We start from the raw sequence: 12,913 nt of genomic DNA, 5'->3' as shown, positions 1-12,913 counted from the left end.
TGTTGCTGCCTGCGGGGTCGGTGTTGGACTCACTCAGTCATTTCATCATCGGGCACTGACAATTTATGGAGCTGACGCTCGAGTTGCCCAGAGATCACATCGATACTGTCGAAATCCTGACCCGTCGGAGCCCACCGGGCCAAGCCGAGGTTAACCCGCCACCGGCCCTCGCCAGTCCGCAGATACTCTGCGTAGGCGCCGTGGAGCGGCGTTCCCTCGTCCAAGTAGTGGCGCAGCGCCTCCGCCTCAAGGCCCGGCGGAGCCTCGCCGCTGGCGCGAAGGACGCGCCACCAGGCCACGGCGCTCCCGTGGTGGCTCATGACGGATCCGATCTGCCGCGGACCGCCGGAGCCCAGAAGCTCGGCAACATCCCCATAGGACACCGCAACCCCAGGCGGCATGAGGTCCACGACGGCCAGCACCGCCGTCACAAACTCCATTCGCATGCCACCAGCGTATCGTCATCGTCCGCCGCATCGTCCCAGAAGGAGTGTCGGTCCGGTTCTTGTCGTAGGGCGCCGGTAGCGTTGAAGCATGAGCTCCTGGAACACCCTCCCCCGCGCCGCATTCGATCTTGAGACCACGGGACGGAACTCCCGTTCCGCGAGGATCGTCACCGCTTCCGTCACGGTCGTGGATGACGATGGCGGCGTCATCAAGGAACTCGAATGGTTGGCGGACCCTGGCGTGGAGATCCCCTTGGAAGCCAGCGAAATCCACGGCATCACCACGGAGAAGGCGAGGGCCGAGGGCCGCCCGGCCGCAGACGTCACGCGTGAAGTTGCGGCCGCACTGCAGGAACTGTTCGACGACGGTGTGCCGGTCATTGCGTTCAATGCGAGCTATGACTTCACGGTCCTGGCCGCCGAATCCGCCCGCTACGGCGTGCCGCAACTGACCCGCTTCCCCGTGCTTGACCCCTACGTCATGAACAAGCAGGTTGACCGGTACCGCAAGGGCAAGCGGACCCTGACAGCGTTGTGCGAGGAATACGGCGTGAACCTCGATAACGCCCACACCTCCGCCGCGGACGCCCTAGCAACCCTGCGTGTCCTCGACGCCATGGCGGGCAAATTCCCCAAGCTGCAAATGCCCGCCTCCAAGCTGCACCACCTCCAGATTGATTGGGCGGCTGCCCAAGCGGCCGATTTCCAGACCTACCTCCGTCGGACCAAACCAACGGCTGTCATTGAAGGCAATTGGCCGGTGCTTCCCCCGGAAGATGCCAGCCGCGGAGATTTCTAAAGGCTTAGGTCCACGGACTGGACGCTTCTCCAAGCGTCCGCATTATGGGATGCATGTCACATTGCCGTTCGTTGCCTGAATGCCAGCTGGACGTCAGTCACGGATTCCCCCTAATGCCGATGGACGCGGCACTTCAGGGACAAATCCCATTCGATGCTGAATTTAATTCGGATTTTCCGGGAGTCGTACGTCTTATCGTCGTCAATTTATCGCTGAATAGACGAATGACATAATTAAGTTTGGCGGGTCGAGTTCTGATATTGCGGCCCAAACCTGCTTTGGCTGCGTTCCCCGCCCGTCTCGATACGAACGCGTGTTCCCCGATGAAAGTGATTTGCTTGATGAAAATCAAAGCCCTGAAGTGGTTCTCTGCTGTCCCTGTGGCTGCAGTCCTCGCCGTCTCCCTGGCCGCCTGCGGTGGCGGAGCGGGCAGCACCGGCAGCGCCTCGCCCTCCGACGCCCTCCAAGGCAGCGACCAAAAGACGCTGGACAAGTACACCACCAAGGACGTCACTCCGCTGGACAAGATCGACAAATCCAAGCTGGGCCTCATCACCGACGGCACGATCAAGGTCGGCACGCTCTCGGACGCCCCGCCGAACATCTTCATCGACAAGGACGGCAAGTTCACCGGCTATGACAACGAGCTCCTCAAAGCCATGGCTGCCAAGCTCGGCCTGAAGGTGGAGTTCGTGTCAACGAAGTTCCAGAGCCTCCTAGCCCAGGTCAAGACCAAGCAATTCGATGTCGGATCCTCTTCGATCTCCACAACTGACGCCCGGCGCGACACCGTCACCTTCACGAACGGCTACGACTTCGGCTACATGGCGATGGTCACCAAGGAAGGCGCAAAGGCCAAGACCTTCGGCGACCTCAAGCAGGGCGTACGCATTGGTGTTGTCCAGGGCACGGTCCAGGACGACTACGTCACTAACACCCTCAAGCTGGAGCCCGTCCGTTTCCCGGACTACAACACGGTTTACGCCAACGTGAAGAGCGGGCAGGTAGACGTCTGGGTTGCTCCGTCGCAGCAGGCCGAGGGCCAAGTCAAGGCGGGCGACGGCACAACCATCGCCCAGAAGGTCGTGAACACCCAGAACTTCACCGCTTACGCCGTTAGCAAGGAAAACCAGCCGCTCGTCGATGCGCTCAACACCGCCCTGGATGCGGTAATCGCCGACGGCACCTGGTCCAAGCTCACTGCACAGTGGTACACGGACCGCCCGACGGTCAAGGAGCAGACGCCTGAAGGCTGGAAGCCCGGCAGCAAAGCCGTCCAGATTCCCGCGAAGTAATCGACTGACGGGCGCCACATGGATTACCTGAACCAGCTCGCCGAAACTTTCCTCAACTGGAAGGTGATCGGCGAGGTCCTGCCTTCGATGTTCGCCGTTGGCCTGCCCAACACGCTTGTGCTGGCCGCCATCTCCGGCATCATCGGGACCCTGCTCGGCATGGTGCTGGCCCTCATGGGGATCTCGCGCAATCCTGTGGCCCGGTGGGTAGCGCGGATTTACACAGACGTGTTCCGCGGGCTCCCCGCGGTACTCACAATCCTCGTGATAGGTCTGGGATTTGGTCCGATCGTTCGAGAATTAACCGGTATCGCAAGCCCCTATCCCATGGGCATTGCCGCCCTGTCGCTCATGTCCGCAGCCTACATCGGCGAGATCTTCCGGTCCGGCATCCAAAGCGTTGACAAGGGCCAGCTTGAGGCGACGCGTGCGTTAGGGTTCGGCTACGGCCCTGCCATGCGTCTCGTGGTCGTGCCCCAAGGCGTCCGCCGCGTCCTCCCGGCGCTCGTCAACCAGTTCATCGCCCTCATCAAGGAGTCTTCCCTCGTCTTCACCCTGGGGCTCATGTCTTCCGAACGTGAACTCTTTCAGATCGGCCAGGACGCCGCAGCCCGCAGCGGCAACCTCTCAGGGTATGTCGCTGCAGCAATCTTCTACTCGGCCATGACCATTCCGTTGACACACTTCGTGAACTGGATCGATCGGCGGCTTCGCTCGGGCCGGCCAGAGAAGAAAGAACCGGACGAGGTAGCTGCCGTCGTTGGAAAGGGAGCCCACGTATGAGCGAGTTCGTTTCCGGAACGCTGACCGCAAAGAACATCCACCTGTCGTTCGGATCCAACCATGTCCTGCGCGGGATCGACCTGCACGTCGAGAAGGGCACCACGGCTTCCGTGATCGGCCCTTCCGGCTCGGGAAAATCCACGCTTCTGCGGGTCATGAACCGGCTGATCGAACCCGAGCAGGGTGACATCTTGCTCGATGGCCGTTCGGTGCTCAAGGACAATCCGGATGAATTGCGGCGGCGGATCGGCATGGTCTTCCAGCAGTTCAACCTGTTCCCCCACAAGACCGTGGCGGAAAATATCACGCTGGCTTTGCGGAAGCTGCGCGGTATGTCCAAGGAGCAGGCACGCGAGGAGGCCTTGGCACAGCTGGACCTCGTAGGACTCAAGCAAAAGGCCGATGCCCGGCCCGCCAATCTCTCCGGTGGGCAGCAGCAGCGTGTGGCCATTGCCCGCGCGCTGGCCATGAAGCCCGAGGTCATGTTCTTCGACGAGGCAACTTCCGCCCTGGACCCCGAACTCGTCAAGGGCGTGCTCTCGCTCATGGCCGATCTGGCCAAAGGCGGCATGACCATGGTGGTGGTAACCCACGAGATGGGCTTCTCAAGGAACGTGTCGGACACCGTGACGTTCATGGATGCAGGCGTCGTCGTGGAGTCAGGACCGCCCGAACAGCTCTTCACGGAGCCTCGAACCGACCGTTTGAAGGGCTTCCTTTCGGACGTACTCTAGGCCATACCAAGGAATCCCCGGCTTCCAGGCGAACCACCCGCATACGTGGTGGTGAATCGTCCAGAAGCCGGGGTTTTTCGCGTCCGGCCTACTGCCGTCCGGCCTACTGCCGTCCGGCCTACTGCCCGGCCTTGACCTGGAGAACGGTCAAGGCCGCGGCATCGACCGTTTTGCGGAAATCAGGATCGGTCTGCGCCCGTTGCAGGACCTGGGCGTACATCACCCGAACGGAAGCCGTATCTGCGCACAAAACCATGGTGCCGCCCGCGGCGATGAAATTCGTTGCCCTGTCCCCCGTGCTCCAAGGCGACAGCTGCACTGCGTTGCACAGGTCATCGGACACGATGATTCCGGTGAACCCTGCGTCTGCACGCAACATCGTATGCATGATGACGGGTGAGAACGGCGCCATGTGGTTGGGATCGATTTTGTCGTAGTAGGCGTTCGAAATCATGACCCACCGGAGCCCCCCGTCAATCGCGGCTTTGAATGGAGCGAGGTAGGGATCCGTCCGGGTGGTTTCGGCGTCGCGGACGTTGGCGCTCACGTCGGTATTCAGGCTGACGCGTCCCATGCCAGGGAAATGCTTGACCACCGGCGCCACCCCTGCGTCCCGCAGTCCGGCCGCCATTGCGTTCCCGTGCTCGGACACCGCGGCCGGGGTGAAGCCGTACTCGCGCTGGAACGCCCCAATGGGCTTATTCGAGGAAGCGAACTCAGGGCTGGGAACCGTATCCAGTACCGGTGCCAGGTCAACATTCACTCCGGCCTGCAGCAGCTCGGCCCCCCAGTTCCGCGCGTCGGCGCGTAATTGTTCCGGGCTCGATTTGCCTTGGTCCAAGGCTGCGGGAATAGGCAGGAAACCGGGTCCCCTGAGGACTTGGACGGAGCCGCCTTCCTGGTCCGTCGCGACGAACAGCGGCAACCCACGGGTTGAAGCCGCCGAAACGCCCGCCTTCAGTTTTTCCACCACTGACGCCGTCGCAGCAACGCCTGCCTGGCTGCGTCCGGCCAGATAGATGTTGCCCACATGGTTGTTCAGGAGCTCAGCCACCGTGCTGGCATCGCCTCCGTCGGCCTTGGCTGCCACCATGAACAACTGCCCCACTCTCTGTTCCAGGGTCAAGGCCGCAAGCCGTTGCTCCGGCGTCGGGTGGGGAGGAGGCGGCAACTCAGTAGGCGTAGCAGGGGAATCAGGAGCAGACGGCGATCCCTCCGCCGGAGGGTTGGAAAACACGGGCGTCGGAGCGGCCTGCGGAGCACGCAGCGTCGTGGGTGAGTCTCCGCCCGCCAACAAACCGCGGTCCGGGCTATCGGAACGCGCGATCCCTGCAAATACCCCTGCCATCAGGGCTGTGAGGACAAGCACTGAAATTCTGGACGGCTTGAGCAGATGAATCATCGCCTTGTCGATTCAAGCGTTGCCTGCAGCCTGCTCCCGGCCCATCGGTACGGGCACGGAGCAGGCTGCAAAACATCGGAAAAACGCCGCGTGTCAGGCAGTCGCCTCAGCGGCTGCCTTGGCTGCGGCCGGCAGCGCGTCGAAGATCCGGTTCATCGCGGCGTCGTCGTGCGCGGCGGACAAGAACCACGCTTCGAAGACCGACGGCGGCAGGTAGACACCCGAGTCCAGCATGGAGTGGAAGAACGGCGCGTAGCGGAAGACCTCCTGGGCCTGCGCGTCGGTGTAGTTGTGGACACCGTTGGCGGATGTACCAAAGGCCACGGAGAAAAGGTTCCCTGCGCGCTGGATCGAGTGGTCCACGCCGGCGGTGTCCAGTGCCGATGAAAGTGCCGCGGAGAGTTCCAGCGAGCGGGCATCCACGAAACTGTAGACCTCGGGCGTCGCGTGCGTCAGGGTTGCGACGCCGGCGGCCATCGCCACGGGGTTCCCGGACAAGGTACCCGCCTGGTACACCGGGCCAAGGGGCGCAAGGTAGTCCATCACGTCGCCCCGTCCGCCAAGGGCCGCCGTCGGCATGCCGCCGCCGATCACCTTGCCGAAGGTCAGCAGGTCCGGCGCCCAGCCTTCCTGGCGGCCTGTGAGGCCCCAGTAGCCCGAATAGCCGGTGCGGAAGCCGGTGAGGACCTCGTCCAGGATCAAGAGAGCGCCGTGTTCGCGGGTAATGCGGGAGAGCCCGGCGTTGAAGCCTTCGTTCGGCGTGACTACGCCCATGTTGGCAGGAGCAGCCTCGGTGATGACGGCCGCGATGTTGTTTCCGTACGCAGCGAAGGCGACTTCCACAGCGGCGAGGTCGTTGTATGGGAGGACGAGCGTTTCGGCCGCGGCCGCTTCCGTAACGCCGGCCGAACCGGGCAGCGCCATGGTCGCGAGGCCCGAGCCGGCGGCGGCGAGGAGTCCATCGAGGTGGCCGTGGTAGCAGCCGGCGAACTTCACGATCAAGTTGCGTCCAGTGAATCCGCGGGCCAAGCGCACCGCGGTCATCGTGGCTTCCGTACCCGTGGACACCATGCGGATTCGTTCGACGGCGGAAACTCGCTCCTTGACGATCGCGGCGAGGTTTGCCTCATCCGGCGTCGAAGCACCAAAGGACAAACCACGGTCCACGGCGGCGTGGACGGCTTCGAGCACGGCCGGGTGCGCGTGGCCCAGCAATGCCGGACCCCAAGAGCACACGAGGTCTACGTACTCGCGACCATCCGCATCGGTCAGGTAGGGACCCTGTGCGGAGACCATGAACTTCGGGGTACCGCCCACGGAGCCGAAGGCGCGCACCGGGGAGTTGACGCCGCCGGGCATCAGCGAACGGGCGCGGTCGAACAGCTGGTCGGAGACAGGGGTGTTTGAAGTCATGGTTTCCATTCTTTCAGGGATTCGGGACGGTTCAGACGCCGGCAACGGCGGTTCAGGCGAGCGTTCAGGCGCCGGCAAGCAGCTCAGCGACCCGCGGGGCCACCACAGTGCCGAAGAGTTCGATGCAGCGCATCATGGATTCATGGGGCAGGGTTCCGTTGCTGTATTTGAGGTCAAAACGGTCCACGCCGAGGTTCTGCTTCAGCAGCACGATTTTCCGGGCGACGGTTTCCGGGGAACCGACATACAGGGCGCCTTCGGGACCGCACATGGCGTCGAACTCGCCCCTGCTGGCCGGGCCCCAACCCCGTTCAGCGCCGATCCGGTTGCGCTGCGCCAACCAGTGCGGGAACAACTCTTCGCGGGCTTGCTCGTCGGTCGCAGCGACGTGGCCGGGCGAGTGCGTGGCGATCTGCTGCATGGGGTGTCCGTATTTCCCCATTGCCTCGCGGTACAGGTTCACCAGCGGGGCAAAACGGCGCGGCTCTCCACCGATGATGGCGAAGATGATCGGATAGCCGTATTGGGCGCAGCGCAGCACCGACTCAGGAGTTCCGCCCACACCAATCCACGTTGGCAGCAAGTGGTGTTCCAGCGGCGGAAAAACGCTCATTCCGTTCACGTTTGGCCGGGTGCGGCCCTCCCAATACACGGGCTTTTGCGCCCGGACCTTGTCGAACAGTTCAAGCTTCTCCTCGAACAAGACTTCGTAATCTGCCAAGTCCAAGCCAAATAACGGGAAGGACTCCACGAAGGAGCCCCGGCCCAGCATCACTTCTGCCCGGCCGTTGGAGAGCGCGTCAACGGTGGAGAACCGTTGGAAGACCCGGATGGGGTCATCAGAACTCAGCACGGTGACAGCAGAACCGAGCCTGATCCGTGATGTGCGGGCGGCTGCGGCCGCGAGGAACACCTCGGGCGCTGAGACAGCGAAGTCGCGGCGGTGGTGCTCCCCCACGCCAAAGGCGTGAAGCCCGACGGCGTCCGCCAGTTCAGCTTCTACCAGCAGCTCCCGCAAAACCTGGGCGTGCGGTTTCGGGTTGCCGTCCGCGTCCAATCCGGCGTCACCGAAGGTGTTCAGTCCGAGGAGGATCTCCTTAGGAACCACCGGGGCCGTGGGAGTGGAAGCGGTTCCGGTCATCAGGACTCCTTGAGCCAGCCGGCAAGCTCGGAGGCCCAGTACGTCAGCACCATGTCGGCGCCGGCCCGTTTGATGCCGAGCACGGATTCTGTGATGGCGCCGCGGCGGTCAATCCAGCCGTTCGCGGCAGCCGCTTCGATCATGGCGTATTCACCGGAAATTTGGTAGGCCGCCACGGGGACAGGGCTCATGGCCGCGACGTCGGCCAGGATGTCGAGGTAGCTCATGGCCGGCTTGACCATCACCATGTCCGCGCCCTCTTCGAGGTCGAGTTCCACCTCAATGATGGCTTCCCGGCGGTTGGCAGCATCCATCTGGTAGGTGCGGCGATCGCCCTTGAGCTGCGAATCCACGGCCTCACGGAATGGGCCGTAGAATGCCGAGGCATACTTCGCCGCGTACGCGAGGACCGCGGTGTTCTGGTGTCCGGCAGCTTCCAAAGCCTGGCGAATCACGGCGATCTGGCCATCCATCATCCCGGACGGTCCCAGGACATGGGCACCGGCGTCGGCCTGCGCCACGGCCATCTGTGCGTAGATCTCAAGCGTGGCATCGTTGTCCACGTAACCGTTGGCGTCGAGGACCCCGCAGTGGCCGTGGTCCGTGAACTCGTCCAGGCACACGTCGCCCATGACCACCAGGTCATCGCCCACTTCGGAGCGGACATCGCGGATGGCCTTGTTCAGCACGCCGTCCGGATCCAGTGAAGCGGTGCCGCGGGCATCACGGACTGCGGGAACACCGAAAAGCATAATTCCGCTGACACCGAGTTCCACGGCTTCTGAAGCGGCGCGCTTCAGCGAGTCCGTGGTGTGCTGCACGACGCCGGGCATGGAAGTGATCGGAGCCGGCTCGCTGAGTCCTTCGCGAATGAAGGCTGGCAGGATGAGGTCCGCGGGCGCCAGCCGGTGTTCAGCCGTCATCCGGCGCATGGCGGGGGTGGTGCGGAGCCGGCGGGGCCGGTGGTTTGGAAAGCTCAACTTTCGTTCCCTTCGGTTGCGAGTACGGTGCGTAGGGCGGCCACGATGCCGGCGGGTGTGGGTTCCTTGGCGGTTGCCGCAACCGGGAGGCCGAGAGCGGCAGCCTCTGCCGCCGTCGAGCGCCCGATCGCGATGAAGCGGCAGTCCTTCAGCGGTGCAAGTGCGGCGTGGATGCGGCGCGCTGCACTGGGCGAGGCGGCGACGACGGCGTGGAGCCGGCCGCTGGAGAGCTCGGCTCTGGCGGCTGCCGGACTGAGCTCCGGGACCCCTGATCCGGCCCCGGCTTGCCAGCCGTTCGCCGCGACCAAGGCAGCGGTGAGCCGGCGTTCGGGGTCGGCCGGGTAGTCCACGGTGTGGTAGGCCGTGACGGCCTGAACCACGGCGCCCTTGGCTTCGATCCCCGCCGCCAGCACCGCATCGGCGATGTCCGCTTGCGGCAACAGCACACTGACAAAGCCTGTGGGCCAAACAGCGACGAGTCCCGCGGCAGACTGGACATCCTCCGGCGCGAGGTCCACGGGGATGCCCTCCGCTTCGAGGACCCTCCTGCTCGACGGACCAATCGTCGCGACCCTGACCGAGTCCGGAATCAGTTTCTTCAACTCCATGCGACGTTCGGCCGCTTTTTCCTTCAGGGCGCGCACCGTGGTGATGCTGCTGACCACGAGCCAGCCATATGCACCTGCGCGGAGGCCGTCCAGCGCGACCTCGAGCGAATGCTGGTCCCGGGCACGCTCGAAGTCGATCAACGGAAGCAGGAGCGGTTCGGCGCCAGCTTCCCGCAGGGCAGCGACGAGCGGCGCTGCCCGGTCCGGACTGCGCGTCACAAGGACCCGGGCGCCTTCAAGGGCCCGGGCCTGCCCTGACTTCACCGCGCTGTGCCGTCCCATGGTCTCCTGTTGGCTCCGGTTATCGGGAAGCGGCAAGATCTGCGATGTCCGCAGCACCCGCAGCAAGCAGGAGCTCAGCGACTTCGATTCCCAGCAACGTGGCGCCTACCTCGGTGAGGCCGTCGGTGGCTTTCTTCTCCCGTACGGTTTTGCTCCCATCCACGGCGCAGACAACGGCTTCCAAGTACAGCATGCTGCCCTTCCGGTAGGCATAGGCGCCCACCGGGGCAGCGCAACCGGCTTCGAGGCGGGCCAATACGGCGCGCTCCGCGGTGACGGCAAGGCGGGTGTCCTCGTCGTTCAGGGCGGCGAGGGCCTGAGCGAGGGCATTTTGGGTAGTCTGGGCGCCCTGGGAACCTTCGAGCGAGCCGGCCTGTCCGGGAGCATCCGCCGTGCGGCACTCGATCGCGAGCGAGCCCTGCCCCGGCGCGGGAAGCATGACGTCGGTTTCGAAGAATTCAGTCACGACGTCGAGCCTGCTGATCCGCTCCAATCCCGCCGCGGCGAGGACGACGGCATCGAGATCGCCGGGGGCGTCCACCGCGTTGCCGGCGAGCCCCGGAACACGGCCCAGCCGGGTGTCCACGTTGCCGCGGATGTCCACGACGTCAAGGTCCGGACGGGCGGCGCGCAACTGCGCTGCGCGGCGCGGCGATCCGGTGCCGACCTTTGCACCTTCCGGAAGATCCGACAGCTTCAAGCCGTCGCGGGCGCACAAGGCGTCCCGGACGTCGACCCGCTTGGGCGTTGCGGCAATGGTGAGTCCTGGAGCCGCACCCGTGGGGAGATCCTTCAAGGAGTGCACAGCGACGTCGCACGCGTTCGCCAACAGCGCGTCACGAAGGGCGGCGACGAACACGCCAGTGCCGCCCATCTGGGACAGGGAGCCCGTCCGGACATCGCCTTCGGTCTTGATGCGCACCAGTTCCACGGGAAAGCCCCCGATGGCGGCCAGCTGGTCAGCTGCCTGCTGGCTCTGGGTGAGCGCGAGTTTGCTCGCGCGGGTACCGATCCGGACGGTCATTTCGCGCTTTCTCCTCCGGGGTAGGCATCATGGCCGGTCCCGACGGTGGTGTCTGCACCCGCAATCGTGGGCTTCTCGCCGCGGAAGTTGGCGCAGCAACCGGGCCGGCAGACGTCGTACCACGGACCCAATCCGGTCATTGCCGGGCGATCGGCGATGTTGTTGGCTACCGTCCGCTCACAGATGAGGTCCACCAGGCCGGATATGAACTTGCGGTGGGTTCCCGGGGTGGGAACACGGGTGGCGGCGAGCCCGAATTTCTTGCAGGTTTCCAGTGCCTCCCTGTCCAGGTCCCACACGACTTCCATGTGGTCGGAGACGAAGCCGAGGGGAACAATGACAACACCCTTGATCCCCTGCCCGGCCAATTCCTCGAGGGCATCGTTGATGTCCGGCTCAAGCCAGGGAACATGCGGAGCGCCTGAGCGGGACTGATACGCCAAGGACCACGGCGCGGTGAGCCCGGATTCGGCTTCAACCCGCCGAACCACCTCGGCGCCGGCGGCCAGGTGTTGGGCCACGTAGGCCGAGTCCTGCTCGAACTCGCGCGGCTCGGCGTCCGAACGCCCGGCGGCTTCGGCGTCACGGGTTGGAATGGAGTGGGTTGCGAACAGGATGTGGATCGGTGCGTCCTCGAGACCGGCTGCGGCGAGTTTCGACTGCACTTCTGCAAGCCCCGCCGCGGTTCCTTCCACGAAAGGCTCGACGAAGCCGGGGTGGTCGAAGTACTGGCGGATCTTGTCCACCTCGAGTTTGCCGTCAAGGCCGGTCTCGGTCAGCGCCATGCCGATGTCCTCGCGGTACTGGCGGCAGCTGGAGTAGCAGGAGTAGGCACTGGTGGTGACCATCAGCAGCTTGCGGTGGCCGGCGTCGTAGGCTTCCTGGAGCGTCTGCGGAATGTAGGGATCCCAGTTGCGGTTGCCCCACAGCACGGGAAGGCCGATTCCTCGGGCGGCAAGCTCTGCCTCGAGGGCGGCCTTCAGGTCCCTGTTTAGCTGGTTGATGGGGCTGATGCCACCAAACGCACGGTAATGGTGGGACACCTCTTCGAGGCGCTCGTCCGGGATTCCGCGGCCACGGGTCACATTGCGCAGGAAGGGAATGACGTCGTCCTGGCCTTCAGGGCCGCCGAAGGAGGCGAGGAGAACGGCGTCGTACTCTTTGGGAGCCATGCGCCCGGCCTCGGTGACGTCATTGACCTCAGTGAGGCTGGCTGGCCCGGTGGAGTGGCGGCCGCTCACGCGAGGACCTCGGCGATCTCCGCGGCGGTGATCCGGCGGCCGGTGTAGAACGGGATTTCTTCGCGCACGTGGTTGCGGGCGTCGGTGGCCCGCAGGTGGCGCATGAGGTCAACCAGGTCAACAAGCTCAGGCGCTTCCAAGCCGAGGATCCATTCCCAGTCGCCCAAGGCGAAGGAGGACACGGTGTTGGAGATGACCTGAGGGAAGTCGCGGCCCAGCATGCCGTGATCGCGCAGCATCTTGCCCCGCTCTTCGGCCGGCAGGATGTACCACTCGTAGGAACGGACGAACGGGTAGACGCACAGCCAAGTGCTGGGTTCGACGCCGCGGGCGTAGGCCGGAACGTGGTTCTTGGCGAATTCGGCTTCACGGTGAACGCCCATGGCGGACCAGACAATCTCGGTGCCGGCGAACAGCGCGCTGCGGCGGATGTCACGGACGGCCTGCTGCAGGGCCTCGGGCTTGGCCCCGTGGAGCCACACCATGACGTCGGCGTCGGAACGCATGGCGGAGACGTCGTAGCTTCCGCGAAGGACCACGCCGTCCTCGCCGAGCTTGGCAGCCAGCTGCTCGAAATCCTGGACGGCATCGGTGCTGCGCAGGACATCGCCCGACCGCTTGAAGACGGTCCACAGCGTAAAGAACTGCTCTTCGGATTCGGCAGTTTTAGTGACAGATTCGGCAGAAGTGTGGCTCATGGTACAAGTCTGCCCCGTGGATGCCGCTAAGTCGAAATGCACCACTTCTACAAGACGTAGAAGTGGT

The 12,913-nt window shown here is 64.4% G+C and carries 13 protein-coding genes; 4 read left to right on the top strand and 9 right to left on the bottom strand.

The features are described 5' to 3' along the window. Nucleotides 1-29: 29 nt before the first annotated feature. Complete coding sequence (locus tag AC3ANQ_RS06970) at nt 30-446, bottom strand: MGMT family protein (protein ID WP_488304410.1); 417 nt, start codon at nt 444-446, stop codon at nt 30-32. An 88-nt stretch (nt 447-534) separates the two neighbouring features. Between AC3ANQ_RS06970 and AC3ANQ_RS06965 the strand changes: the two genes are divergently transcribed. From AC3ANQ_RS06965 to AC3ANQ_RS06950, 4 genes are all read left to right on the top strand, one after another. Beyond that, complete coding sequence (locus tag AC3ANQ_RS06965; protein ID WP_488304409.1) at nt 535-1,245, top strand: exonuclease domain-containing protein; 711 nt, start codon at nt 535-537, stop codon at nt 1,243-1,245. 341 nt (nt 1,246-1,586) lie between these two features. Next, nucleotides 1,587-2,540, top strand: a complete 954-nt coding sequence (locus AC3ANQ_RS06960) for a substrate-binding periplasmic protein (protein WP_488304408.1) — start codon at nt 1,587-1,589, stop codon at nt 2,538-2,540. Nucleotides 2,541-2,558: 18 nt separating this feature from the next. Next, nucleotides 2,559-3,323, top strand: coding sequence for an amino acid ABC transporter permease (locus AC3ANQ_RS06955; RefSeq protein WP_488304407.1), 765 nt, complete (start codon nt 2,559-2,561; stop codon nt 3,321-3,323). Then, nucleotides 3,320-4,057, top strand: a complete 738-nt coding sequence (locus tag AC3ANQ_RS06950) for an amino acid ABC transporter ATP-binding protein (protein ID WP_488304406.1) — start codon at nt 3,320-3,322, stop codon at nt 4,055-4,057. The genes AC3ANQ_RS06955 and AC3ANQ_RS06950 overlap by 4 nt, the downstream gene beginning before the upstream one ends. Before the next feature lie 118 nt (nt 4,058-4,175). Here the strand turns inward: AC3ANQ_RS06950 and AC3ANQ_RS06945 are convergent, their stop codons facing one another. From AC3ANQ_RS06945 to hemQ, 8 genes are all read right to left on the bottom strand, one after another. After that, entirely contained in the window at nt 4,176-5,459 is a 1,284-nt protein-coding gene (locus AC3ANQ_RS06945) for a glycoside hydrolase family 3 N-terminal domain-containing protein (protein WP_488304405.1), read from the bottom strand. A 93-nt stretch (nt 5,460-5,552) separates the two neighbouring features. Beyond that, complete coding sequence (gene hemL, locus AC3ANQ_RS06940) at nt 5,553-6,872, bottom strand: glutamate-1-semialdehyde 2,1-aminomutase (RefSeq protein WP_488304404.1); 1,320 nt, start codon at nt 6,870-6,872, stop codon at nt 5,553-5,555. 64 nt (nt 6,873-6,936) lie between these two features. Beyond that, nucleotides 6,937-8,013, bottom strand: coding sequence for an LLM class flavin-dependent oxidoreductase (locus AC3ANQ_RS06935; protein ID WP_488304403.1), 1,077 nt, complete (start codon nt 8,011-8,013; stop codon nt 6,937-6,939). After that, a complete protein-coding gene (gene hemB, locus AC3ANQ_RS06930; RefSeq protein ID WP_488304402.1) occupies nt 8,013-8,993 on the bottom strand; it encodes a porphobilinogen synthase in 981 nt (326 codons plus the stop codon). The genes AC3ANQ_RS06935 and hemB overlap by 1 nt, the downstream gene beginning before the upstream one ends. Beyond that, nucleotides 8,990-9,883, bottom strand: a complete 894-nt coding sequence (locus AC3ANQ_RS06925) for a uroporphyrinogen-III synthase (protein WP_488304401.1) — start codon at nt 9,881-9,883, stop codon at nt 8,990-8,992. Before AC3ANQ_RS06925 ends, hemB begins: the two co-directional genes overlap by 4 nt. Nucleotides 9,884-9,902: 19 nt before the next feature. Further along, nucleotides 9,903-10,907: a hydroxymethylbilane synthase gene (hemC, locus tag AC3ANQ_RS06920; RefSeq protein ID WP_488304400.1), complete on the bottom strand. Its 1,005-nt coding sequence runs from the start codon at nt 10,905-10,907 to the stop codon at nt 9,903-9,905. After that, nucleotides 10,904-12,079: a ferrochelatase gene (locus tag AC3ANQ_RS06915; protein WP_488305273.1), complete on the bottom strand. Its 1,176-nt coding sequence runs from the start codon at nt 12,077-12,079 to the stop codon at nt 10,904-10,906. The genes hemC and AC3ANQ_RS06915 overlap by 4 nt, the downstream gene beginning before the upstream one ends. 65 nt (nt 12,080-12,144) lie before the next feature. Further along, on the bottom strand, nt 12,145-12,846 hold the full coding sequence (hemQ, locus tag AC3ANQ_RS06910; RefSeq protein WP_488304399.1) for a hydrogen peroxide-dependent heme synthase: 702 nt from the start codon (nt 12,844-12,846) through the stop codon (nt 12,145-12,147). Between the last annotated feature and the right edge of the window lie 67 nt (nt 12,847-12,913).

Source organism: Arthrobacter sp. DMZ02-1R, from assembly GCF_057747935.1.
Note: the sequence above shows the minus strand (reverse complement) of the source record. Positions and strands in the feature narration are given on the sequence as shown.